Source organism: Burkholderia sp. PAMC 28687, assembly GCF_001577465.1.
In the GTDB taxonomy this organism is placed as follows: Bacteria; Pseudomonadota; Gammaproteobacteria; order Burkholderiales; family Burkholderiaceae; genus Caballeronia.
Genome location: NZ_CP014506.1, coordinates 1,474,767 through 1,499,494, shown reverse-complemented (window position 1 = coordinate 1,499,494; position 24,728 = coordinate 1,474,767). Strand labels below are relative to the sequence as shown.

Genomic DNA, 24,728 nt, shown 5'->3' with positions numbered 1-24,728 from the left:
CATTTTTGATATGGCAATCTCGAACGATTACTACGAGGAAACGCCATGAACCAGCGGCAGATCGAGGCATTCAGGCTTGTCATGTTGCGCGGATCGATGACAGCCGCAGCCGAGGAACTCGGCACATCGCAGCCGAGCATCAGCCGGTTGATAGCGGAGCTGGAGGCATCGACGGGACTCGCGCTTTTCACGCGCAACGGCGGACGGATCCAGGCCACCGATGCAGGCAGCGCGTTTTATCGCGAAGTGGACCGGAGTTTTGTCGGCATCGAAAAGCTTGCGCATTCAGCGCGTGAAATCCGGCAGTTCGGCAGCGGCCGCTTGCGGCTGGTTGCAGCGCCCGTGGTGGCGTTATCGTTCGTTCCGCTTGTGATCGAGCGGTTCCTGGCGGCGTATCCGCGCATTGCGGTATCGCTGGAAATGCGCAGCGAAGGGACCATCCAGCGATGGGCGTCATCAGGGTACTGCGACGTTGGCTTCGGCACCATCACACCCGACGCGTTCGGCGTCACAAGCGCGGAGCTGTACCGGCTGCCGGGCGTATGCGCGCTGCCCGCCAACCATCCGCTTGCCGCACGGGAGCGCATTCACGCACGGGATTTGAAAGACCAAAGCCTGATTTTGCCGTCCTATGCGGATGACACCCGTTCTGCGCTCGATCGCGCGTTGCGGCAGGCCGGTGTGAACCAGGTGCCGACTATCGAGACGCCTTACGGCGCGACGATTTGCGCGATGGTCGTGCGCGGCCTGGGCGTGGGCGTGGTGAACCCGCTCGCTACCCTCGATGCCAACCCCGCGCGCATCGTGTTCCGGCCGTTCTCACCCGAGGTGATGTTTCGCGGCTTTACCGTATGTCCGCAGTTGCAGCATCCCAACCCGCTGGTGAGCCCCTTCCTCGAACTCACCCGCGAGACGATGACGCTCGAAGCGCTGCGGCTTCTAGGCGCCCCTTCATAACACTAGGTATTTCCCCGACCCGTATTGACGGAAATTATTCACGTCTATAAAGTTTAATTCACGAGTGGGAATAATGAATGGCGAGCATTTGCTTGCCGATGGAGACGCATACCTTGACTCAACACCTTGACGGGTCGCTTGCCGGCATCCGTGTCATTGACTTGTCCCGCGTACTGGGCGGTCCGTACTGCACGCAGATTCTCGCCGACCATGGCGCCGAGGTGATCAAGATCGAGCCGCCGCTGGGCGATGAAACCCGCACGTGGGGTCCTCCTTTCGATGGCGACACGGCCTCGTATTTTCTAGGTGTCAATCGCAACAAGCTGGGTGTGTCGCTGGATCTGTCGAAGGAAGCGGCGCGCGAAAAGCTGCTTGGTCTGCTCGATACGGCCGACGTGCTCATCGAAAACTTCAAGCCCGGTACGCTCGAACGATGGGGTATCGGCTACGAACAATTCCTGAGAGCGCGCTTCCCGAAGCTGGTTCACTGCCGTGTGTCCGGCTTTGGCGCCGATGGTCCGCTGGGCGGTCTGCCCGGCTACGACGCCGCCATCCAGGCAATGGCGGGCATCATGAGCGTGAATGGTGAAGCGGGCGGAGAGCCGACGCGCGTGGGCATTCCGATCGTGGACATGGTGACCGGACTGAACGCTGCGCTCGGCATCCTGATGGCGTTGCGCGAACGTGAAGGCAGCCAGCTCGGGCAGTTCGTGGAATCCACGCTGTTCGACTGTGCGTTGTCGATCTTGCACCCGCACACGCCGAACTATTTCTATTCGGGCAAACCGCCGCAACGCAGCGGCAATGCACATCCGAACATCACGCCGTACGACATGTTCCATACGGGCAGCGTCGATATCTTCCTGGCTGTTGGCAACAACACGCAGTTCACGGCGCTTTGCGAAGTGATCCTCACGCCGCAACTCGCCGCCGATCCTCGCTTTGAAAGCAACAAGGCGCGCACGGCGAATCGCAAGGACTTACGCCGGGCGCTCGAGAGCGTGTTCGAACAATGGGACGGCGCGAAACTCGCGGATACGCTGATTCGCCGTGGCGTGCCATGCGCGCCGGTGTTGTCCATCGATGCCGCGCTCGACCTGCCGCACACGGCGCACCGGGGAATGGTGGTCCAGATGGAAGGGTACAAGGGCATTGCGTCGCCCATCAAGCTCAGTCGCACACCGGCTACTTACCGCACGCCGCCACCACGGCTCAACGAGCACGAAGCGCAAGTCTTCGACGCAACCCCCAAAGGAGGCGCGTAATGCTCGCGCTGACCGGCACGATTGCCATTGTTGCGTTGTTTGGCCTGATCATCACGAAGCGGCTGTCGCCGCTGGTGGCGTTGATCGTGGTGCCAACGGTCGCGGCGCTGGCAGCGGGATTCGGGTTGTCCACGGCGAAATTTATCGTTCACGGGGTGCAGGCTATCGGCCCTGTCGCGGGGATGTTCGTGTTTGCGATCCTTTTCTTCGGCATCCTAACGGATGCGGGAATGCTGGATCCGATCATTAATGGCATCTTGCGGATGGTCGGCGCAAAACCTACGCGCATTGTGATGGGATCGGCGTTGCTCGCGTTGCTGATCCATCTGGATGGCTCCGGCGCAGTCACGTTCCTCGTGACGATCCCTGCCATGCTGCCGCTTTACACGCGCCTCGGGCTCGACAAACGCATTCTTGCGTGTGTGGCATCGCTCGCGGCGGGCGTGAATTTCCTGCCCTGGGTCGGCCCCATGCTGCGCGCGTCCGCCGCGCTGCACATTCCGACCACAGTGATCTTCTATCCGATGATTCCGCTGCAGGCCATTGGCCTCGTGTTCGTATTCGGCTCGGCATACTGGCTTGGCAAGCGGGAGGAAAAGCGCCTTGGGTTGGGCAAAGGCGCGCCGCAAACCGTGTTGCAGCCGCGCGAGCTGTCGGCGGAAGAAGCCGCGTTGCGCCGGCCGGACCGTTTCTGGATCAACGTGGTGCTGACAGTCGTGGTGCTTGCGACACTGGTCAGCGGTATTGTGGACCCTGTCGTGATGTTCATGCTCGGCACTGTCGTCGCGCTGATCGTGAATTACCCCGAGGTCAATGCACAGCGTGCACGTATCGACGCCCACGCGAAAGCCGCGCTGATGATGGCGAGCGTCTTGCTCGCGGCGGGCGCGTTCACCGGCATCATGTCGGGCAGCGGCATGCTCACCGCAATGGCCCATGTGGTCGTGCAGCACGTCCTGGCCGAACATGCGCGACATATGCCGTTCGTGCTCGGCTTGCTTTCCATGCCGCTGTCGCTGCTGTTCGATCCTGATTCGTTTTACTTCGGCATCTTGCCCGTGATGGCGGAGAGCGCGAAGCTGCTCGGCGTGCCGCCCATCCAGATGGCCCAGGCTGCGTTGTTGGGTCAGATGACAACGGGTTTCCCGGTTAGTCCGCTCACGCCGGCAACGTTCCTGATTGTCGGTCTGACGGGTGTCGAGCTTGCCGAGCATCAGAAGTTCACGATCCCTTTTCTCTTCGCAGCGACGCTGCTGATGGTCGCGGCCGCTGTGGTGATCGGCGTGTTTCCGCTCTAGTTCCAGGACCCAATCATGAATTTCGAACTGACTGAAGACCAGTTGTCCATCCAGTCCGCCATTGAAAAGCTGTGCGAACGCTACGATGACGACTACTGGCTCGAACGTGACCGCGAAGGCGGGTTTCCGCACGACTTTCATCGGACACTGGCGGATGCGGGATGGCTCGGCATTGCAATGTCGCCGGACTACGGCGGCTCCGGTCTCGGCATGACCGAGGCCGCGTTGATGATGCAGACGATCAGTGCGTCGGGCGCGGGGTTATCGGGTGCATCGGCGGTGCACATGAATATCTTCGGTTTGAATCCCGTACAGGTGTTCGGCAGTGAGGAGCAGAAACAGCGTTGGTTGCCACCGTTGATCGCAGGAACGGACAAAGCCTGTTTCGCCGTCACCGAACCTGATTCAGGGCTCGACACGACGCGTCTCAAGACACAGGCGGTTCGTGACGGCGACACCTATGTACTGACCGGACGCAAGATCTGGATATCGACCGCGCAGGTCGCGAACAAGATGCTGATCATTGCGCGGACCACGCCGATCGATCAGGTGGCCAGGCCGACGCAAGGCCTCAGCCTTTTTTATACGGATCTCGATCGCGAAAAAGTCGAAGTGCGCGAGATCGAGAAGATGGGCCGCAAGGCGGTCGACTCGAACATGTTGTTCATCGACGGCTTGAGGGTTCCGGCCAGCGACCTCATTGGTGAGGAAGGCGAGGGCTTCAAGTACTTGCTCCACGGCCTGAACCCGGAGCGCATCCTGATCGCGGCGGAAGCCATCGGGTTGGGACAGGCTGCGCTGAAACGCGCCACGCAATACGCGAAAGAGCGCGTGGTGTTCGGGCGTCCGATAGGACAAAACCAGTCCATTCAGCATCCGCTTGCGCAGGCCTGGATGCAACTGGAGGCAGCAAGCCTGATGGTGTTCAAGGCCGCATTCCTCTACGATGCCGGCAAGCCATGCGGCGCCGAAGCGAACAGCGCGAAGTACCTGGCGGCGGAAGCCGCGTTTCAATCATGCCAGACGGCAATAGCGACGCTTGGCGGGATGGGATACGCCAAGGAGTATCACGTGGAACGTTATCTGCGCGAGTGTATGATTCCGAGGCTCGCACCGGTCAGTCCGCAGATGATCATGTGTTTTATCGCCGAGAAAGTGTTGGGACTGCCCAAGTCATATTGATGCCGTTTGCCTGAATGCCGGAACGCGCCGAACCTGGTGAAGGGAACTGCCATGGATGTCAAACTCGTTGCGCGTACGCTCGACTTGTTCGAACGTTTTGCTACCGAACAGCGGCCCTTGCCGCTGACCGAACTTGCACGGTTGATGGACGTGCCGGTATCGAGCTGTCTCGCGCTTGCGCGTACGCTCGTAAGCCGCGGATATCTCTACGAAGTGAAAAAGCGGGGCGGTTACTATCCGACGCGGCGACTGCTGCAGCTTGCCCAGGCGATCGATGCGGTAGACCCTGTGGTGGAGATGCTGCATGCCCGGCTGGTCGCCTTGCGCGATGCCACCGGCGAGACCATCGTGCTCGGCAAGATTCATGACGCAGCCGTGGTTTATCTCGACGTGGTCGAATCGTTCAAGGCAATCCGTTACATCGTGAAGCCAGGCGAGCTGCGCCCGGTGCATGCCAATTCGATTGGCAAGGCGATCTTCGGTGAGTTGTCCGCGCAGATGCAATCAACGCTTGCGGGCAAGCTCGGGTTCGAGCGTATGACGGATCGCACGACCGCTGATTTTGCTGCACTGGTCGAGCAGACGTCGGCGGCAAGGCAACGAGGCTGGAGCGTGAACCTTGGGGAAAGCGCACCAGAGCTATCTGCAGTGGCGATCGCAGTTTCCGTTGGCGGTGACTTGTACGGGATATCCGTCGTCGGGCCTACTGAGCGCATCGAAAAGCAGCAGCACGCGCATGGAAGCGAACTCCTGCGCCTGAAAGACGAGATCGATGCACAGGAGCGTGGCGTTGATTCAATCGTATAGCTCGGGTGCGTTGCTTAACCCGGCGCACCCGCCTGCTTTTTCGGGTCCGCCTTCATGAACGCCGGATGCTGATCGCACACACCGATGATCCTGTCGATGGTCGGAATATCCGGCACCGTGATCTTGAACACGCGTGTGACCGCAACAATGCTTGCGAGGCAGATGTCGGCCATGGTGGGATGATCGCCATGACAATAAATGCCCGTCTCCGATGACCCCGCAAGACGTTCTTCGATTGCTGCCAGCCCCGTGCTCAGCCACTTGATCTGCCACGCGCGCCACGCGGTATCGTCGAAACCACCGGCTGTCTGCAGATACTTCTTCACGCGCGGCACGACCATGGGATGGGTATCGGCGGCGCACATCGATGCAATGGAACGCACACGTGCGCGTCCGTACAAATCGCTCGGCAACAAAGGCGGCGTGGGCTGCAGCTCGTCGAGGAACTCGAGGATCGCGAGCGACTGGGTGAGCGGCTCGTGCCCCTCTTGCACCAGCGCGGGAATCGATCCGAGCGGACTGATCTTCAGGAATGCGTCGCTGCGTTGTTCGCCGGCATCGAGATCGATATTCTGCTCATGCGCGCTCAGGCCTTTCAGGGCGAGTGCGACGCGTACGCGATACGCGGCGGACGAGCGCCAGAATGCGAAGAGTTCGAATTGCGCTTGCTCTGACATGGCGTGCTTCCTTTCGGGTGGATTGCATCGGGGGAGAGAAGCTTAAGCAACAAGCTTGATTCTTCGACTTTATACGATGCACGAAAGAGAAAGGCGAATGCTGAAAACACAAATGCCCGGTGAAGCCGAGTTCACCGGGCATTTGCTCCATCAAACTTCGAATCAATTATGCGAATAAATCGAACGTGTGTCGTTCGCCTGAACGCGATTTCCGGATTCCGTGTTCGTGCTCTTCACGCCGCCGTAAGCGCGTGAATCGGCGTTTTGCTGGGCGCTATCTGCAGCGATGCTTTGGGCGCTTTGACCGCGTTGCGATTCCGGCGCGCCGACCAGCGGGTTATACGACGGTGCCGGGCCATAACCGCTGCTTGCAAATGCGGGTGCTGCGACGGCAGCCGAAACGGCGATCAACAACGATGCAATAAGGGTCTTGTTCATGATGTGCTCCGATGCGTATTACTACTTTGTCCAAGGATTACGCAGCGAGTGTTGCCCAGTGCGCTGCGTCGATGGAAATAAGTATAAGCGCGCACTATCGAAACATTGTAACGATAGGGGCGGCAACTGAATTCACAGTGAACGAATAATCCGAGCGGCGTTTTGACTTATTGGCGGACTTATCAGCGCCCCTGCACGGGAAGCTCTTTCAATTCGACATCGGGCGCGACCGTATTGCCGACCGCGGCACCCGGAACATTCACTGATGATTGTTCCAGCCGGTTGCTGTCCTTGCGCGCCATGGCGGCGCAATCGCCCATGGGAAGACGTTTGACGACAAGGAAGGCAACGAACATCGCCATTGTGCCGAAGACTGCATTGCTCGCTGCGATGCCGATCAACACGCCCACTGGCCCGTACTTCATGCCGACGGCAACAAAGGGTAACGTGCCAAGCGTTGCGCGGCCCCAGTTGAACACCGTCGATAACAACGGCCTGTCGAGATTGTTGAACGTCGCATTCGCCACGAACAGGCAGCCGACAAACGCGTAACTCGCGACCAGCCACGAACAAAATACGTGGATGATCATGGCGGTGTCGCCGCGTGCGGAAAATGCGCGGATCAGGCCGTTCTGGACCAGTGCCAGAACGAGCCACGCAACCGCGACGGTCAGCAGCACAAACACGAGGCTGTTGCGGATGGTTTCGCGAATCCGGTCCGCGCGGCCGGCGCCGAGATTCTGCGCGATGATCGGACCGACCGCGCCGGTGAGTGCGAAGATCAGCGCGAAGGCCACCGGCGTGATCCGGTCGACGGTCGCCTGACCGGCCACGGCCGCTGCGCCGAAACGCGCCATTGCGTGCGTGACATAGGCGCTTGCAACGGGCGTCGCGAGATTCGTCAGGACAGCGGGAAGCGCCACTTTCATGACCGGCTGACTGTTTGACCAGAGCCGCGAAAATCGCACGGGACCGATCAGGTCGTTGACGCGCATTGCGCCATGCAAGCCCACTGCGGCAAGGGCGAGCCGCGCTATGTCGTTCGATATCGCCGCGCCCGTCAACCCGAGATGAAAACCGAAGATGAGGATTGGATCGAGTACGGCCGTCACCACCGCAGCCATGAGCGTGACGGCCATGGCGCGCCGGGCATCGCCAACGGAGCGCATCAGCGCAGCCGTGCACATGCCGATGGCGAGGAACACGTACGTGGGCGCCGTGATCATCAGGAAGCTGCGAGTCAGCGTACGCGTCTCGCCCGCAGCGCCCAATGCACTGAGGATCGGATCGAGAAACAGCAAGGTGGCTGCGCTCAACGCGATCGTCACGGCGATCATCAATACAAGACTGGCGGACGCGACCTGCCGCGCCTTCATGCGCTGTCCGGCGCCGAGAAGCCGCGCGACGGTGGCGCTGACGCCGATCGTCATGCCGATCGATATGGCTGTGATGAAAAAGTTGATCGTGCCAGCAAATCCGACTGCGGCGGCAATGGAAGTATCGCCGAGAAGGGAGATGTAGAAGAGGTTGACGAGATCGACGGCGAATACCGCCATCAACCCGATCGCGCCGGTGCTCGCCATGACGACCACATGGCGCAGGGTGGACCCCGTTACGAAGCGTGCGGATGAGCGTGCGAAGTCAGGTCGTGGTCTCGATGTCATGGCAAAGCGTACGGTTGCAATGCGCGAATCATCGCATGAATGATGAGCGATTCATGACGACGCCGGCGTGACATTTTCATTGCAGGCGCATAAATCAACGTGTTCCTCATTGCACCAAAGACGTTTTTTCACATACCGATGTCGTTCAATCGCGTCCTCGCTCACCTACAATGTTCCTGCAGCCTGAGCTGCCCGCAATGTTCTCTGTCCTGCGAAACGTTTCAAGGTATGGAGCTTGCGGGCATGTTGCGTGAAGCTGCAATCAAGTTGCTTCCACCATCGAATAAGGGATACCCATCATGAGCATCTTCGGAACGATCCTGAGCAAGATTTTCCCTTCGAGCCACCCGGCCGTCGCAGCGCCCGCGCCAGTCGCAGCACCTGATACGCCGGCTGCAGCCGCGCCTGCGCCGTCGCCCGAGATCGCTGCAGCGCCGCCGGTCGACGTCGAAGCAGTATTGACCGACCTGCAATCCAAGACTTCGGAAAAACTGAACTGGCAGACATCGATTGTCGATCTGATGAAACTGCTGGGTCTGGATAGCAGCCTTGCCGCGCGCAAGGAACTTGCGGGCGAACTGCATTATTCAGGCGATACGAATGATTCGGCATCCATGAATATCTGGCTGCACAAGGCCGTCATGGCGCAACTCGCTGCCAACGGCGGGAAAGTGCCGGATAGTTTGAAGAACTGAGCATTGGTTTCTTAGTGCGTGCTTCGAAAGTAGCCGCACGGATCACCGTGCGGCTACTTCTCCATCTTCAGCGCTTTGTTATAGCCGGTAAGTTCTAGATACCCGTGCCCGACGTTCTTGTTGTCACGGCTTACCGCCACCGCGCCTTCCCAATACACCGCCCCCGTGGACTGGCTGGAATCGAGTTCCTGATCGTCCATCAGCGGGTCGAGCCGCCATGTCGCATCGCCGGTTGTTACGCTCTCCGACACCGGATACGACGTCCCCGTCCGCGGCGAACGCCATGTGCGCAGCGGCGTGAAGTCGACCTGATTGCCATCAAACGATTTCACTTGGCCTTTGGGGTCGCGCAGCGTCGCGTGTGTCCAGACGGCGCTGCCGTCGTGGCCGCGAACCTTGAACGCCATCAACGCCGACCCGTCGGTCAGGTTTGCGCCGAGCCAGTCCCAGCCGACTGCGTCGGCGCTGAGTACGGTACTGGACCATTCGTGATCGAGCCATGCCGAACCGCTGACCGATGTATCGAGGGCAGGTTTGCCGCTCTGCGCTGAAGTCCGCGTGACCTTGCCGCTTACGCGTAGTTGTGGCTCGCTGTAGTAGTAGCTCGCTTGTGCGGGTAAAGGGCCTTTGCGCGAGTAGCCGTTGTCGCCTTGCAATAGTGGCCCGGCCGTTGGCGTCAGCGTGAGGTCCAGCGTGAAATCGCTGGCCTTGACCGTCACCGCGTAATGGCCATCGGCGGCACGATCGAGTTGCCATGCATCGAGCTTGACTTCGGTGTTGCCAGTCTTCGCATAGGCGAGACCGAAGCCTTGCCGGGCGATCTTCTGATCGTGCGCGAGCCGTCCGAGGGATGGATCGCTGAGCGCCGCGTGCGCGATGATCAATTGCGATGGCGCGAAAGCACTGGGATCGGCGGGATCATGTCCGGTCGCCGAGCGAAAGAACGTGATCTGGAAGCCGAGCGGCTTGCCGTCAGGTTGATTCAGCCAGCCGGTTGCGTACCACCACTCGGTGCGAAAGGCCGGATGCGCGCCCGTGTCTTGCGGAAACGTTAGCTGATGACCCGGCGTGACAGTTGCGAACTCGGCGGCCATCGAAGGCGTGGTTCCAATAGCGCATAGGCATAACGTCAAGGACTGGAGGTGCTTGAAGAGACGCATTACCAGTCCTCCTTGACGGCGCGGACGGCATCGAGCGAGATCGCCTTGCGGCCCGCAACCACGGCCGTCGCGCACGATGAAACCAGCATCACCGCCGCGACCGTGCCGAGCACGGACCAGGGAATGTGCATCGACATGCTCCAGTGAAACGACTGCGGATTGACGACAAATACGAGGATCAGACTGATCGCCCAGCCGAGGATGAACCCCACGGCAATGCCGAGCGCAGTCAGCATGCCACCTTCGGCGGCGAGTATTGCAAGGACCTGGCGGCGCGTGACGCCGACGTGTCTCAACATGCCAAATTCGCGCGCACGTGCGAGCGTCTGCGCCGAAAAGGTCGCGGCGACGCCAAACAGGCCAATCACAATCGCCACCGCCTCGAGCAGGTAAGTGACCGCAAAACTGCGGTCGAAAATTGTCAGTGTCTTCGCGCGGATCTCGCCGGGCTGGGCGAACTCCATCGCGGGGCCGAAGGGGAGTCTGCGCAGTCTTGCGATCACGTCGTCCACATTTGTTCCACGTTGTACGCTGACCGCGACGTCGGTTGCGCCCGTGTCGCCCGTAAGCCTGCGGTAGTCCGCGAGCCGCAACTGGATTGCGCCAGTCTGCCGGACATAGTCGCGCCACACGCCGGCAACCACGAAGCTCGACTCATGCGCACCGACCGACAACCGCACGCGCTCGCCCGTTCGATACCCATAGAGATCGACCATCGCCTCCGATACCCATATAGGCGTCTCGCCTTGATGCACGGATGAAAGTGGCAGCACGGGTCCGGTCATCTGCAGCGTGGCGCCGGGATCGTTGGCATCGATCTCGCGCGCCAGCAACGCAATGGCCGGGCGCGCCGGATCGAGCGTGAGATGCGAGGTGCGTGTGAACGCGGCGGTTTTGATGCCCGGCACGGCGGCAAGCGTCGCCTGTTCGGCGGGCGCGAGACTTCCCGTGTCGCCGTTCGGCGTGACGCGCACGTAGAGATCGGCAGATAAAAGATGGGTGAGCCATTCATCCACGGACACGCGGAAACTCGCCACCATGATCGCCATGGCGACGATCAGAGCGAAACTGGACAAGACGCCTCCCATCGCAATGGATGCCTGTCCCGGCGCATTGGCGAGCCGGGCGAGTGCGAGCGTCGTGGCGGCGTTCGTGCGCCGTCTGGCGCGCCATTGGCTGAGGGCGGTGAAGACGATTGCCGTGCATCGCGGCATCAGCGCAATGCCGCCGATCAGCAGCAGCGCGACGGCGAGATAACCGAGAATGGGGACGTCGAAGAATGGCGGCAACAGCGTGAGGATCAGCGCGACCACCAGACATCCGACGGCAGGCCAGGGCGTTGCAAGTCTTGCGAGCGCGCCTTCCTCGCTGCCGGCCTTGAGCGCTGCGGCAGGACGTGCGCGCGCTGCTTCGAGCGCCGGCACGAGGCTGCCCAGCACCGATACTGCAATGCCCAACGCCAGGAAAATGGTCGTCGCAACCGGTTCGAAACCGACATGCGGCTGCACACCCGGGAAATAGCCGCCGCCCAGATCGCTGCCAAAAAACCTTAGCGCAACGCTCGATAACGCGTACCCCAACACAAGCCCAAGCAGCGATCCGATGACCCCGAGCAACGCGCCTTCCATCAGGATCTGCCGCAGCAACTGCGCGCGTGTTACGCCCAATACACGCAGCATCGCGAATTGCGACCGTCGGCGCACGACGGCCAGCGCCTGCGTCGAAAACACCAGGAACGCGCCGGTGAAAAGCGCGACCAGCGCAAGCACATTCATGTTGATCCGATAAGCACGCGAAAGCCGATCCGTACGGTTTTCATCGTCACGGGTTTCGGCCACGACGAGCTGATTGCCAAGCTGCGCCTGAAGCTGCCGTTTGAAGGTTTCGCGATCCATGCCGCGTTCGAGCTGAAGATCGACGCGCGACAATCTTCCTTGCAGACCAAAGCGCCACTGTACGGCGGCGATATCCATGACCGCGATGCGCTGCCCCGGCCTCGTCCTGACGATACCGCCCGCCACGCGAAACTCAACCGTCGATGTGCCGCTACGCAGCGCGACATCGGCGCCCGGCGGCGCCTTGAGCCACGTTTGCGCCGAGGGCGAGAGGAAGATGGCATCGGCGGAAAGAGAGTCGAGCGGGGTCTGCGCCGACGGCACACCGATCAGCTCAGGTGCGATGTGGCTTGCCCGGAACACGTCGATGCCAAGCACTTTCAGCGCAGCCGTTTCGCCGGGCACCGTGACATCGATGTCGAGCACCGGACTCGCCAGCGCCACGCCGGGTTCGCGTGCAAGACGCGGGTACCAGGTTTCGTCGAAGGTAGGTTGCGCGCCGCGCACTTGCAGATCCGCTTCGCCCGAGAGGCTTTTAGCGGCCGCCGAGAATTCGTTGAACGCCGCGCTATTGATCAACTGGACCGCGTAACCGAGCGCCACGCCAAGCGCAATGGTCGCGATGGCTACAATTACGCGTGCAGGATGACTGCGCCATTCGGCACCCAGCAGCCAGCGCGCAAGCAGCCGGCTTCCCGCGATGCGCTCGACGGGCGGCGCTGCGCGGTCATTCATTGGCCGTGCGCGCGAAGCGTTCTGCCTGTTTCGCGCCATGCAGGCCGCCATCGCTCAGAATGAGTATTCGGTCGGCGCTGGCCGCCGCTGCCGTTGAATGCGTCACCATGATCGCGGCCGCGCCGGTCGACTTGATTTCGGCGCGCAACAAGTCGAGGACTTCGTGCGCGGTGTCGGGGTCGAGGTTGCCGGTGGGTTCATCGGCGAGGATCAGGCTTGGACGATGCACGAGCGCCCGCGCTATTGCAACACGCTGCAGTTCACCGCCGGAGAGTTGCCGAGGAAAGTCGCTGCCACGGCCGACGAGCCCGACCGCGGCCAGCATGTCCAGCGCGCGCTTGGGCGGCGTATTGTTCAGGAGCAGCGGGAGTGCGACATTTTGCGCCAGCGTGAGGTGCGGCAGTACGTGAAACGCCTGGAAGACGAAGCCGAGTTTTTGTCGACGCAGGCGCGTGGCGGCATCGTCGTCGAGTTGGGAGATCGGTGTGCCGTCGATCAGCACTTCGCCGCTGTCGGCCGAGTCGAGGCCGGCGATCAGGTTGAGCAATGTCGATTTGCCCACGCCCGAGTCGCCCATGACGGCCACGAACTCGCCGGGATCAAGCGAAAAATCCAGATTGGCCAGCACGATCCTGCCCGTGCCGTAAGCCTTGCTCAAACCGCGGCATTCGAGTGCGGGCGGCGCGTCATTATTGCTGATGGTCATAGAGAACTGGTGGTCGCCGGTATGAACTGTGCTTCGGTTCAATACTGTGACAGAGAACGGCCGTGCGCGTATGGCCATCACTTACCCGGCGGCTTATGAATATCGACGATACGACCATCGAACGCTGCATGATGAAGCTGCTATCCGAGCGCAGCGCCGGGTCGTCCATTTGCCCCTCGGACGTCGCGCGTGCTCTCGCCTCCGATGAAACCGTCTGGCGCGCGTTGATGCCTGCTGTGCGCAAAGTTGCGGCACGGCTCGCCGAAGCGGGCGTTGTGCGCATCACGCGGGGCGAGACCACGCTTTCACCGGATGAGATCGATCACGGTCCGATCAGGCTGCGTCGCGGGCCCGGGTTCGTAGCGGATTGAGCGTTCGCATCAGCCGAGTTTCTGCACCGAAAACGCAGCCGTTTCATAAGGAACCGTGACCATGTCCTTGCCGGCAAGCTCAGGTTCCGATGCAATCAATGCACTGACCTCGCGGTCGATTGCCGTCCGTTCATCCGCTCCCAACGCGGCAATAAAACTCGTCGAGCGCACACGGTTGATGATCACGTCCTCAAGCGAACCGGTATGGCCTTGCTTGAAATGATGTTCATCGATGGGACCGAGTCCTTCGAACGGAAACGCCGCGCGCCACGCGCCGGTGTAGTAGCGCGGCGTGTCGCCTTCCACGCGATTGACAATCGCATCGAGTCTTGCGACCCAGGGAACGCGCGCATCGCGCAGATTCCAGATCAAGCCGAGTGTGCCGCCCGGCTTCAACACACGATGAATCTCAGCCAGCGCCGTGTGCGTCGCGAACCAGTGAAACGACTGCGCGCAGACGATGGCGTCGACGGATGCATCGGGTAACGGGATTGCATCGGCCGTGCCCGGGCGGGCATCGACCTGGGGGAAGCTTGCAGCCAGCTTTTCGAGCATGCCCGCGACTGGTTCGACCGCGATGACATGCGCGCCGGTCTCGATCAGGCGCGGCGTGAATTTGCCTGTGCCCGCGCCCAGATCGACCACTGTCTTGCCGGCTTCGAGTCCAAGCTGGTCGCGCAACCAGCCCGCAACTTCGGGTGGATAGTCCGGCCGCCCCCGTGTGTATGTGTTCGCCAGGCTTGCATAGCCTTCCGCCGCAGCGTGGTGTACGCCGTCAGTTCCTGTGCTCATTGTTTGCTCCCGCTTATGTGATTCAGTGGTTCGACTGCGGACAGCATAATAATCTTGCCGTGATTTGCCAACGAGAACGTCGTTAAGCGCGCGGCAAGGTCAACACGGCGCCCAGTCCGCGCGTCGGCCGGTTGCGTAAGACGAGTGTTCCACCGTGTGCCATCGCAATGGCTTTTGCGATGGTCAGCCCCAGTCCCGAGCCATGTGTCTTTCCCGGTTGTGCCCTGAAATAAGGTTCCGCTTCGGTACGGTGACGCTTGGCCGTCAGTACGATTCGGTCGTCGATTATGTCGCGCCGCTCAGCTTGACCGGCCGTCATCCAGGCGGCAACAACCTGTCGCCGCATCCGTACGACAACGACAATCTGAACAACTCGTTTCGTGTCGATAACGCCGTGAAATTCACCAGCGTCCCCTATGCCGGCCTGAAGTTCGGCGCGCTTTACGGATTCTCCAACGAGGCAGGCGGCTTCGATGACAACCGCCTCTACAGCGCCGGCGCATCGTATGAAACCGGGCCGTTCACGATCGCCGCGGGTTACCTGCAGGCGAACAATCCCGGCGTGAGCAACACCGATGGTGCGATCACGCTGACCGACCGTACGTTCATCGCTTCATTGCAGCGGACCTACGGCGCCGCTCTCAACTATGCGCTCGGCGCGGGCCGGGTCGGCTTCGTCTGGACGCGCACTCAGCTCGGTGGCGTTGCAACCATCAACGGAGCGAACAATCTTGGCCTCAAGCAGAACGGGCAGGGCGCGAGCTTCAATAACTTCGAGTTCAATGCCAGCTATCTTGTGACGCCGTCGGTGGCGCTTAATGGCGCATACACCGATACGAAAGGCGTGATGTCGAACGCGACGGGCGAACATGAACCGGCGTGGCAGGATGTGTCAGTGCAGGCGGATTACCCCCTCTCCAAGCGCACCGATGTGTACGTTCAGGCTACCTATCAGCACCTAAGCAGCGATGCCTCGGGACTGACTGCCGACGTCAGCGGGCAATCTCCATCGACGAAAATCGAGCAGGTCGTGGCCGCGGTGGGATTGAGGCACCGGTTCTGATGCGTTGACCGCAACAATGCGTCGCGCCTCCTGTTCAAGATATTCCAAAGTGTTCCACACCGTGTCGGTTCAACACGGCTTCAATAATCGCCGACCACCGAAAACGATATCGACGCGCCAACGAAGCTCGAATGGACCGTTGATGGGTAACGCTTTGCCATTCTGTTGCGCGATCAAGGCGCATCAAACAGACACGCTCTCACGCGTAACCATTTTTCCCGATGGCAACGCTTGGTAACGAACCGCGTGGCCGCTGACCAACGGCGCGCGCCAAACGCTGCGGTTTAATGACCTCCGTCCATTCGACGCACGGCGACATCGATTGGCAACTGACTAGGCATCGTTTTTTCGGAGAAACAGAAATGAATAAATCCCTTATGGCTCTTGGTGTGTTTGGTACCTTCGCCGGAGCAGCTAATGCACAGAGTAGCGTGACGCTATACGGCCTGATCGATGCAGGGCTCACGTACACCAACAACCAGGGCGGCAGCAAGAATGTCCAGGCAACGAGTGGCCAGGTGAATGGCAGCCGCTGGGGACTGCGCGGCGCGGAAGATCTGGGTAGCGGGTTGAAAGCCATCTTCGTGCTGGAAAACGGCTTCAGCATCGATAGCGGCAAGTTCGGCCAGAACGGCGCGGAGTTCGGCCGCCAGGCCTACGTTGGTTTGTCGAGCGATCAGGCGGGCGCCGTGACGCTGGGACGTCAATACGATTCAGTGGTCGACTATCTTGGACCGCTTGCATTGACCGGTACGTCATTCGGCGGCACCCAGGCCGCGCATCCGTTCGATAACGACAACCTCGACAACTCGTTCCGAATCAACAACTCGGTCAAATACCAAAGCGTCAATTACGGAGGCCTGAAGTTCGGCGGCCTCTATGGTTTCTCGAACGCAGCGGACGGCTTCTCCGATAACCGCGCATACAGCTTCGGCACGTCATATAACTACGGGCCCTTGAATGTTGCCGCAAGCTATATGCAATTGAACAACGCAGGCTCGACGCTCAACGCGTCGGGCGCTGTGACGAGTGACGCCACGTTCGCAGCAGCGCGTCAGCGCACTTACGGCGCAGGCGTGAGCTACGCGTTCGGCGCCGCAAATGTGGGCTTTGTGTTTTCGCAAACGCATCTGGACGGCGCGACGGGCATCGGCGGATCGGCATCGGGTACGACGAACGGCTTGACGCTGTCAGACGGCAGCGCGCGCTTTACCAACTACGAGGTGAACGGTCACTACAACCTGTCGCCCGCGTGGACGCTCTCAGGCGCCTATACATTCACCGATGCAAAGCTCGATGGCGTCAGCCCGAAATACAACCAGGTGACGCTGCAGACGGCGTATGCGCTCTCCAAGCGCACGGACGTCTATTTGCAGGGCGTGTATCAGCACTTGAGCGGTACGGGTGATTCGGGCCTGACGGCGGATATCAACGGGCTCAGCGCGTCATCGACCAATAGCCAGGTCGCGGGAACGATTGGCTTGCGTCATCGGTTCTAACTACGAAAGTGTGCATGGAGCCGGGACGACAAGCCCGGCTCTTCTTGCTTGAGCTCAGCGCGATCCCGGGCCCATGCCTTCGGCGATCGCACGGCATGCGTCCTTGAGCGGCGCAATGTAGGTGTCGAGTGGTGAACCGCTCTTTCTATAAAGCGGAATGCTGATGCTGACACATGCAAGCGGCTCGCCATTCGAGCCCAGGATCGCGCTTCCGTAGCAGAAGATCTGCTCTTCGTTTTCTTCGCGGTCTTCTGAATAACCGCGGGCATGCGTTTCGTCCAGTTCGGCATCGAGTGCTGAACGCTCCACGATGGTATTGGACGTAAAGCGCTCGAAATGCAGCGGCGCCAGCAAGGCGTCGCGTTCGGCGCGTTTGAGCGATGCCAGATAAGCCTTGCCCACCGAGCTTGAATAGAGCGTGACACGCGTACCGATTCGCGAAGCCATGCGTACGGCCTGAGGGCTTTCGAGCTTTTCTATGTAGACCATTTCAGAACCGCTGCGCACCGCGAGGTGCACGGTTTCCTGGGTTGCATCGCGCAACACCTGAAGCGGTTCGCTCGCCGCAACGCGCAAGTCCGAGCGCTCCCAGCTACGGCTTGCCAACGACAACAGGCGTGGCCCGAGCGAATAAGCGCCGCCGTGCGGACTCTCGACGACCAGCCCCTCGGCAATCAGCGCACCGACAATCCGGTACACCGTCGGCCGCGGATAACCCGCCAGCGCGGTGAGTTGCGCAATGCCGGGAGGTGTCTGTGCGTCGGCAATGCACTGCAGGACGGCCAGGAACTTCGAGAATGCGGCGGTCCCGGTCGGCTTGGCGTCTTCGGGGACGTCAGGCGTAGCCGGCTTGTCGATGGCGTTCGAGGATGGTTTGGGCATGGCGTTGAAAGAACTGGACGGCCCGCAAGACAGCAAGGAGCGCGAGCGGTGACGCGAACGATTATAACGGAGCGGTTTTCGCTGACGGCCCAGCGTGTTGCGCGCAGACCGGATGGCACGCGGCTTGGGGATACGTAATAATGCGAAGCGGGCCCGCGAACACCTGCGCAAGCCCTCGGACCATCAACCAGTACGTGTCGCCGATTGCGGCGCGGCGGCCAGCATTGCGCCGCACAACCCGGGGTTATCGATGAGCAACAACGCGTCGCCTGCACCATCCGCTGCCCGCTGGCTGCCCTACATCGTGGCGGGAACGTTCTTCATGGAATACCTCGACACGACGGTCATTGCAACCGCATTGCCGCAAATGGCGAAGTCGTTTGGCGTCGGCCCCAACGCGCTCAGCCTCGGCATGACCGCGTACATGCTCGCGCTCGCAATCTTCATTCCGGTGAGCGGCTGGGTCGCGGATCGCTTCGGTTCGCGCACGGTGTTCTTCGGGGCGATCGTTGTGTTCATCGTGGCGTCGGTGTTGTGCGGCATGTCGAATTCCGTCGCCGAGTTCACGGCGGCGCGAGTGCTTCAAGGCGCCGGCGGCGCGATGATGGTCCCGGTCGGCCGCCTGATCGTGGTGCGAAGCACCGAGAAAAGCCGCCTCATGCAGGCCATCTCGACCATCACGTGGCCTGCCATTGCAGCGCCGGTCATCGGGCCGCCGGTCGGCGGGTTCATTACGACCTATGCTTCATGGCGATGGATCTTCTTGCTGAACGTGCCCTTCGGCCTGTGCGCCCTCGTTGCCGTCGCCATGCTGGTCCCGAACCTGAAAGGCGCGGAACGCAAGCCGCTGGACGTGACGGGCCTCGTGCTCAGCGGCGCGTCGCTGACGGCCGTGCTCTATGGCGCGGAGCTCGCCAGTCAGCCCGCCAGCAATCCGTGGCTTGCGGGCGGGATCGTGCTTGCCGGATTCCTGATCGGCTATATCGCGGTCCGGCATGCGGCGGGGCATCCGCATCCATTGATTGATTTCTCGACGCTGAAGATTCCAACCTATTCGGTCACGGTCTTGACGGGGTCGTTGACACGCATCGGCATTGGCGCGGTACCGTACCTCATGCCATTGCTGTTTCAGATCGGCTTCGGGCTTTCCGCCTTCAAGTCGGGCCTGTTGCTCCTTGCGAGCGCGCTGGGCAATCTCGGCATGAAGGCATTGACCACTCGCATCCTGCGGCGCTACGGGTTCAGGAACGTATCTATCGTAGCGGTAGCCACGGCCGGAATCTTTACTATCGCGTGCGGCATTCTCACGCCCGACTCGCCGCTTGCGTGGGTCCTGCTCGTGGTGTTTGTGTATGGCGTTGCACGTTCAATGCAGTTCTCGCTGCTCGCCACGCTGGCTTATGCCGACGTCGGCCAGCCGCAAATGAGCGCCGCGAGCACGTTATGGAGCGCGGCTGCGCAAATGACAATCGGCCTGGGCATTGCTTATGGCGCGGTAGCGTTGCGCGCGGCCGCTGCGATCAACGGTGAAACGACCGGCACCGAAAGTCTTCATTTTTCACTCGATGACTTCAGGCTCGCGTTTCTCTTCGCGGGCGTGCTGACTCTGGTTTCCGTCTATGGATACTTCAAGGTCGCGCGCGATGCAGGGCAGAGCGTAGGTGGCGGATCGATGCGTCAGGATGCATCGCAGAAAAGCAGTTGACGCGAACAAGCCCATGATCCGCGACCCCGATCCGCACACATGGATGTCATTGGCGCTCGCCGAGCGCGGTGTGCGGCGCTTCGGGCCGGGAGAGACGAATCCACGCATCGTGGCATATAACGCGCATACGAATCTTGCCGGCTATGACGACAAGGTCTCGTGGTGCGCTTCGTTCGTGAACTGGTGCATGGCGAATGCGGGTTATAGCGGCACAGGGTCCGCGCTTGCACGTTCGTGGCTTGAGTGGGGACGCGTGCTCGATCAGCCCGAGTATGGATGCATTGCCGTGCTCTCGCGCGACGATCCGGCTAGCTGGAAGGGGCACGTCGGCTTTTATCTGCGCCATGATGACGACGCCGTATATCTGCTCGGCGGCAATCAACTGGACGAAGTGCGCGAGCTCGCCTACCCGCTTGCCGATGTACTCGGCTACAGGTGGCCAGACCCGGTTTGATCGCGCCTGGCAGGCGCTGGATCATGGCAGCAGAGGCAAAGCACGTTGCCGTCCGGATCACGAAAATAAACGCGACCATGATCCGTAACGCCAACGTAGACATGTGAAAGCATTGCAACACCCTATGATCAACCCGCAACATGTCAGCAGTTTGAAATGAGACATGCCTGACGGCGTAAGGTTGGCCCCCCGACGCAAGCGGCCATGGCAAATGTCACGTCATCGATTGCAACCGAATGTATGAATTGTGAAGCAGGTCATCCATGCTTCGTGCGTCGACGTTATATATGTACGCAAAATCATAATCCGGAGATGCACCAATGACCCCACGCCTGCGCCGAACTCATGCCGCCGTATTGACCGTCACCGCATTGGTCGCGGTTTTATCGACACCCGCCTGGGCGCAACAAGCCGTACCGTCTCCTACCGCGCCCGGTGCCGCGGCAAGCGATCCACCCGGCCGCGTTGCACGCCTGAACTACTTCAACGGCAACGTGACAATGGAACCTGCGGGCGAAACCGAATGGTCCTACGCGCAACTCAACCGGCCGCTGACCACGGGCGATCAGGTCTGGACGGACAACGGCGCGCGGGCGGAGCTTCATATCGGATCGACGGCGTTACGGCTCAACCAGCAAACGGCGTTGAGCATGGTTGATATCGACGATGCCACCCTGCAGCTCAAGGTCACGCAAGGGTCACTGTCCGCGCATGTGCGCGCGTTGCCTCCCGGGCAGAACATCGAGATCGATACGCCGAACGTTGCCTTGCAGGCATCGAGCGCGGCCGAATTTCGTGTCGATGTCGCGCCCGATGGCAACTCGACCACGGTGACGCTGCGAAGCGGCAGTGCCATGCTGTACGGCGATGGCGGCTCGTTGCAGATGACCGCCGGCCAGCAAGTCAGATTCACCGGCGTGAACCTGCAGCAACAAGCGGCCGGACCGGCGCCGGGCCTCGACGCATTCGATCAGTGGATCATAAGCCGCGACAGGCTGGAAGATGCTTCGGTATCCGCACGATATGTATCGCGTGAAATCCCGGGCTATGAAGACCTCGACGCAAATGGCACATGGCGCACTGATCCATCCTATGGCGAGGTGTGGGTGCCGACGGTGGGGGTATCGGCGAACTGGGCGCCTTATCGCGAGGGCCACTGGACATGGATTGCGCCGTGGGGTTGGACCTGGGTCGATGACGCCCCGTGGGGATTTGCACCGTTCCACTATGGACGCTGGGCGTATCTCGGCAATGCGTGGGCATGGGTGCCGGGGCCGGTGGTTGCCGCGCGTCCCGTGTATGCGCCCGCGCTGGTCGCGTTTGTGGGCGGTGGCGGTGGTTCCCATTGGGGTGTCGATCTTGCGATAGGCGGCGCGGTGGGTGCGGGTGTTGCCTGGTTTGCGCTCGGGCCGCACGAGCCTTGGCATCCGGGTTCGGGATACAGCCCGAGCTATTACAACCGCGTGAACAATAATGTGAACGTGCACAACACGACGATCGTCAACAACATCACGAACGTTCACAACACGTACATCAATCAGCGCGTGCCAGGTGCGATTGTCGCGGTGCCGGCGAACACGTTCGTGCATGGGCAGCCCGTGGCGCAAGCCGCGCGTGGCCTGACGCCGGAGCAGATCGGCCGTGCACAGATCGGCGCGGGGACGCCCGGTATTGCGCCGGTACGTGGCAGTTTCACGGGCGGCATGCGCACGGCATCGGCTGGCGCGCCGCCTCAGGTGGCACAGCGGCAGGTGGTCGCAACGCGAGCGCCGGCGGTTCCTGCTGCCTATCGCGACACGCTTGCACAACGGTTTGCAAGCGGCGGCGGACACGTCGAGGGTGCGGGCGAGCCGATCGTGCGCACGACTGTTCCTGCTGCATTCTCGCGCCCAATCAACCGGAACGCGCCCGCAGCGCCTGAGGGGTATCGTCTTGTGAGCCGGACGGCAAGTCGCCCGGTTACGTCGCAAGGCGCGCCGACTCGAAACGTGGGACAAAATGTGCCGCGAGAGGAAGGGCACAATCCGCAGGCTGCACAGCCGCATGCGCCGTTGGGAGCGCAAGGGGGCGCCCCGAGGCCTTTCGTCAATAACGCCGCTCATGATCCCGCGGACCATGCGCCGAGGCCCGAACAGCAGAACGAGGCGCAAGGGGCGCGGCAAGCACAGCCGCAAGCGCAATCTCAACCGCATGCGCTGAATGAGCCGGCACTGCATGCGCTTAAAGGACCACAATCGGAACCGCGGCCCGAACCGCGTCCAGAGGCAAGACCCGAGCACGAAGCGCCGCATGCCACGCCACCTGTACAACACGCGGAGTCACATCCGCAGCCGGCGCGGCCACCCGAGCATGAGCAACACCAGGAGCATCAAGAGCACCAGGAGCATCACGACGAACACGCAAAGTGAGAAGAGGGCGGCCATCCCGCCGCCCGTACAATGCAATTTACCGCTTGAGCTTCAGATAAGCGCGGCTCAGGATGGGCCGGCTATGCACCCATAATCTCGATGCAAGCCACGACGCCGGCTTGTCACGCACTTCGAGCCTGTATATGGAGTGCTCGCCGGCGTGCTCGTTGCTGACGTTCGGCGCCATCTCGCACGTGTAGAAATGGCGGAAGCCGGCTTCGCGAGCAACACGCAGGTAGTCATCGTCGAAGAAACCTTGCGGCCAGCACAAGTGATCCGACACTTCGCCCATGCGGGCGCTGAACGCTTCGCGAGCATCGATCAGATCACGCTTGAGGCCGGCGCATTTCTCTGCGCGATTCGAAGCCACTTTGTCCCAGCGCAGATGGCTATGCGTGTGGCTGTGGAATTCGAAGGTGCCTGCACGACGCATCGCATCTATCTCGGACCATCGCAAGATCGTGCGATCGGGTTCTCCGCCTTGTATTGCGAGATCCCCTTCACGATGCCCCAGCAACTCGGGCAGCGCACCACCGGTCTGCGCGTTCGGGCGCGGCGCGCCTTCGCCGGGCCAGCTTGTCACGAGAAAGCACAGGGCAGTGAAACCGTGCTTCTCGAGGACTGGGTGCGCGTGGACCCAGTTGTCGAGATATCCGTCGTCGAAAGTCAGAACCACGGATTTCGGCGGCAGCGGCTCGCCTGCGAGGAACGCGCTCAGTTGCGCCGCGCCCGCTGTCCTGTAGCCCGCTTCTGCGAGGTATGCCATTTGCGCTGCAAAATGAACAGGCGAAACCGTGATCATTCCAGGCGACGTGCTGACATGGTGATACATCAGCACCGGCACCGCTCGCGCCCGCTGCGTCACGCGTTGGACCGGCGTTCGCGGATGCCGCGCCGGTAGAAGTCGATGGTTTCGTCGGCCATGCCGTCCACCGTGAAGCTGGCATCCGTCAGAAGGCGGCCGGCCACCCCGAGTTGCACACGCAGCCGGGGGTTATCGATCAGCCGCGCCATGGCCGCGCGCAACGCGGGAATATCGTGCGGTGGCACGAGCAGGCCATTGATGCCATGCGTGATCAGTTCGGGCACGCCATCCACGTCGGTTCCGATCACCGGCAAGCCCGCAGCCATGGCCTCTATATAGGATTGCCCCAGCGCTTCCTGATGCGTCGGCAGCACGAAGAGATCGCAGCCCCGCAGCACGTTCGGAATGTCCGTGCGAAAGCCCAGAAGATGGATACGATCAGAAAGGCCCATACCATCGACGATATTCTTTATCTTTTCGAACCACGGGCCATCGCCGGCCATCACGACATGCAGATTGGGACGCTCCGCGAGCATCGGCTGGACTGCGTCGATCAGGTCCTCATGGCCTTTTTTGTCGCGCACGATCGCGACCATGCCCGCGATGACTGCGTCGCCGTCGAGCCCGAGTTCCGTACGCAACGTTGAATGTAAAAGCGGCTCGGGTTTCACAATACCGTCATAGATCGTTTCTACACGACCCTTCGATACCCCGGCGGAGATCAGGTACTCGCGTACATGCCGGCTCACCGCGATCACGCGATGCGGAATCCACGTGTAGGTCGCAAGCGAACTGATAGGCAACGCGAGGTGGCGCGTACGTACGACCAGCGGCGTACTCGCCAGGCGGCCGGCGGTTCCGGCCACGATGCTGTCATGCCCGCTATGCGTGTTGAGCACATCGAATCTGCGGCGCGAGAGCAATGACTTGATCGTCAGCATCGACTTCACGTCGGCGCCGCCCTTCATGCGGGCGTGATGAACAATAAAGCCTTCCTCTTTCGCGCGCACGCCCAGGCGAGCTTCTTTCGGGCAGACCACCTCGACCGTGTGTCCGCGTGTGCGCAATATGATCATTTCCTTGAGCGTCCGATGTTCCTGACCGCCCCATCCGGTGGATGATTCGCTGTGTAGTACGCGCAATGACTTCATGGTCCGTTTTCCCGCTTTGGGCGACATGTAACTGGATCGTATCGGTCCGTAATATATCGTAATAATCGAGAAGATTAGCGGTTAATGAAGAAAAAATCCTGAGTTCCATCACCTGAGGAAAAATCTGCCGGGGAGTTCAGGTTATCTAAGGCGCAAATCCCGTTACGTCAGGCTGGATG

General features: G+C 61.1%; 23 protein-coding genes. 12 read left to right on the top strand and 11 right to left on the bottom strand.

What is annotated here, in order from left to right; genetic code table 11:
* Positions 1 to 45 precede the first annotated feature (45 nt).
* The 5 genes from AX768_RS22010 (at position 46) to AX768_RS21990 (ending at position 5,509) form a co-directional block, all read left to right on the top strand.
* Complete coding sequence (locus tag AX768_RS22010) at positions 46 to 957, top strand: LysR substrate-binding domain-containing protein (protein WP_062002103.1); 912 nt, start codon at positions 46 to 48, stop codon at positions 955 to 957.
* A gap of 113 nt (positions 958 to 1,070) precedes the next feature.
* On the top strand, positions 1,071 to 2,222 hold the full coding sequence (locus tag AX768_RS22005) for a CaiB/BaiF CoA transferase family protein (protein WP_062002422.1): 1,152 nt from the start codon (positions 1,071 to 1,073) through the stop codon (positions 2,220 to 2,222).
* Entirely contained in the window at positions 2,222 to 3,520 is a 1,299-nt protein-coding gene (locus AX768_RS22000) for a CitMHS family transporter (protein ID WP_062002102.1), read from the top strand. The genes AX768_RS22005 and AX768_RS22000 overlap by 1 nt, the downstream gene beginning before the upstream one ends.
* Before the next feature lie 15 nt (positions 3,521 to 3,535).
* A complete protein-coding gene (locus AX768_RS21995) occupies positions 3,536 to 4,702 on the top strand; it encodes an acyl-CoA dehydrogenase family protein (protein WP_062002101.1) in 1,167 nt (388 codons plus the stop codon).
* A 51-nt stretch (positions 4,703 to 4,753) separates the two neighbouring features.
* Positions 4,754 to 5,509, top strand: a complete 756-nt coding sequence (locus tag AX768_RS21990) for an IclR family transcriptional regulator (RefSeq protein ID WP_062002421.1) — start codon at positions 4,754 to 4,756, stop codon at positions 5,507 to 5,509.
* A gap of 14 nt (positions 5,510 to 5,523) precedes the next feature.
* Here the strand turns inward: AX768_RS21990 and maiA are convergent, their stop codons facing one another.
* The 3 genes from maiA to AX768_RS21975 all read right to left on the bottom strand — a co-directional run bounded on the left by maiA (position 5,524) and on the right by AX768_RS21975 (position 8,207).
* Positions 5,524 to 6,186: a maleylacetoacetate isomerase gene (gene maiA, locus AX768_RS21985; protein WP_062002100.1), complete on the bottom strand. Its 663-nt coding sequence runs from the start codon at positions 6,184 to 6,186 to the stop codon at positions 5,524 to 5,526.
* Positions 6,187 to 6,348: 162 nt separating this feature from the next.
* Positions 6,349 to 6,624 (bottom strand): hypothetical protein, encoded by a 276-nt coding sequence (locus AX768_RS21980; RefSeq protein ID WP_062002099.1) that lies wholly within the window; start codon positions 6,622 to 6,624, stop codon positions 6,349 to 6,351.
* Positions 6,625 to 6,806: 182 nt separating this feature from the next.
* The gene (locus AX768_RS21975; RefSeq protein WP_231941460.1) at positions 6,807 to 8,207 is read right to left on the bottom strand and encodes an MATE family efflux transporter; all 1,401 of its coding nucleotides are present in this window, start codon (positions 8,205 to 8,207) and stop codon (positions 6,807 to 6,809) included.
* Positions 8,208 to 8,587: 380 nt separating this feature from the next.
* Here AX768_RS21975 and AX768_RS21970 point away from each other — a divergent pair, with 380 nt between their 5' ends.
* A complete protein-coding gene (locus AX768_RS21970) occupies positions 8,588 to 8,983 on the top strand; it encodes a DUF3597 domain-containing protein (protein WP_062002098.1) in 396 nt (131 codons plus the stop codon).
* Between the two features lie 53 nt (positions 8,984 to 9,036).
* On the opposite strand, the gene AX768_RS21965 is transcribed toward AX768_RS21970, so the two are convergent.
* Genes AX768_RS21965 through AX768_RS21955 form a run of 3 tightly spaced genes read right to left on the bottom strand, consistent with a single transcriptional unit; the run spans position 9,037 to position 13,419 of the window.
* On the bottom strand, positions 9,037 to 10,143 hold the full coding sequence (locus AX768_RS21965) for a lipocalin-like domain-containing protein (RefSeq protein ID WP_442857259.1): 1,107 nt from the start codon (positions 10,141 to 10,143) through the stop codon (positions 9,037 to 9,039).
* Positions 10,143 to 12,713: an FtsX-like permease family protein gene (locus AX768_RS21960; RefSeq protein ID WP_062002097.1), complete on the bottom strand. Its 2,571-nt coding sequence runs from the start codon at positions 12,711 to 12,713 to the stop codon at positions 10,143 to 10,145. Before AX768_RS21960 ends, AX768_RS21965 begins: the two co-directional genes overlap by 1 nt.
* The gene (locus tag AX768_RS21955) at positions 12,706 to 13,419 is read right to left on the bottom strand and encodes an ABC transporter ATP-binding protein (RefSeq protein ID WP_062002096.1); all 714 of its coding nucleotides are present in this window, start codon (positions 13,417 to 13,419) and stop codon (positions 12,706 to 12,708) included. Before AX768_RS21955 ends, AX768_RS21960 begins: the two co-directional genes overlap by 8 nt.
* A gap of 95 nt (positions 13,420 to 13,514) precedes the next feature.
* On the opposite strand from AX768_RS21955, the gene AX768_RS21950 reads away from it, so the two are divergent.
* On the top strand, positions 13,515 to 13,790 hold the full coding sequence (locus AX768_RS21950) for a DUF3253 domain-containing protein (protein ID WP_062002095.1): 276 nt from the start codon (positions 13,515 to 13,517) through the stop codon (positions 13,788 to 13,790).
* 9 nt (positions 13,791 to 13,799) lie between these two features.
* On the opposite strand, the gene AX768_RS21945 is transcribed toward AX768_RS21950, so the two are convergent.
* Complete coding sequence (locus tag AX768_RS21945; protein WP_062002094.1) at positions 13,800 to 14,582, bottom strand: class I SAM-dependent methyltransferase; 783 nt, start codon at positions 14,580 to 14,582, stop codon at positions 13,800 to 13,802.
* An 82-nt stretch (positions 14,583 to 14,664) separates the two neighbouring features.
* Entirely contained in the window at positions 14,665 to 14,850 is a 186-nt protein-coding gene (locus AX768_RS34295) for a sensor histidine kinase (RefSeq protein WP_335340473.1), read from the bottom strand.
* Here AX768_RS34295 and AX768_RS21940 point away from each other — a divergent pair.
* Positions 14,785 to 15,645: a porin gene (locus tag AX768_RS21940; RefSeq protein WP_082778989.1), complete on the top strand. Its 861-nt coding sequence runs from the start codon at positions 14,785 to 14,787 to the stop codon at positions 15,643 to 15,645. The genes AX768_RS34295 and AX768_RS21940 overlap by 66 nt on opposite strands.
* Positions 15,646 to 16,007: 362 nt before the next feature.
* Positions 16,008 to 17,144, top strand: a complete 1,137-nt coding sequence (locus AX768_RS21935) for a porin (protein WP_062002093.1) — start codon at positions 16,008 to 16,010, stop codon at positions 17,142 to 17,144.
* Positions 17,145 to 17,198: 54 nt separating this feature from the next.
* On the opposite strand, the gene AX768_RS21930 is transcribed toward AX768_RS21935, so the two are convergent.
* Positions 17,199 to 18,026 (bottom strand): IclR family transcriptional regulator, encoded by an 828-nt coding sequence (locus AX768_RS21930; protein ID WP_062002092.1) that lies wholly within the window; start codon positions 18,024 to 18,026, stop codon positions 17,199 to 17,201.
* A gap of 250 nt (positions 18,027 to 18,276) precedes the next feature.
* Between AX768_RS21930 and AX768_RS21925 the strand changes: the two genes are divergently transcribed.
* The 3 genes from AX768_RS21925 (at position 18,277) to AX768_RS21915 (ending at position 22,593) form a co-directional block, all read left to right on the top strand.
* A complete protein-coding gene (locus AX768_RS21925) occupies positions 18,277 to 19,731 on the top strand; it encodes an MFS transporter (RefSeq protein WP_062002419.1) in 1,455 nt (484 codons plus the stop codon).
* A gap of 13 nt (positions 19,732 to 19,744) precedes the next feature.
* Positions 19,745 to 20,185, top strand: coding sequence for a TIGR02594 family protein (locus AX768_RS21920; RefSeq protein ID WP_062002091.1), 441 nt, complete (start codon positions 19,745 to 19,747; stop codon positions 20,183 to 20,185).
* 320 nt (positions 20,186 to 20,505) lie between these two features.
* Entirely contained in the window at positions 20,506 to 22,593 is a 2,088-nt protein-coding gene (locus AX768_RS21915; protein WP_155524299.1) for a DUF6600 domain-containing protein, read from the top strand.
* 37 nt (positions 22,594 to 22,630) lie between these two features.
* Here the strand turns inward: AX768_RS21915 and AX768_RS21910 are convergent, their stop codons facing one another.
* Positions 22,631 to 23,425: a polysaccharide deacetylase family protein gene (locus tag AX768_RS21910; protein WP_062002418.1), complete on the bottom strand. Its 795-nt coding sequence runs from the start codon at positions 23,423 to 23,425 to the stop codon at positions 22,631 to 22,633.
* A gap of 29 nt (positions 23,426 to 23,454) precedes the next feature.
* Positions 23,455 to 24,549: a glycosyltransferase family 4 protein gene (locus tag AX768_RS21905; RefSeq protein ID WP_062002417.1), complete on the bottom strand. Its 1,095-nt coding sequence runs from the start codon at positions 24,547 to 24,549 to the stop codon at positions 23,455 to 23,457.
* Between the last annotated feature and the right edge of the window lie 179 nt (positions 24,550 to 24,728).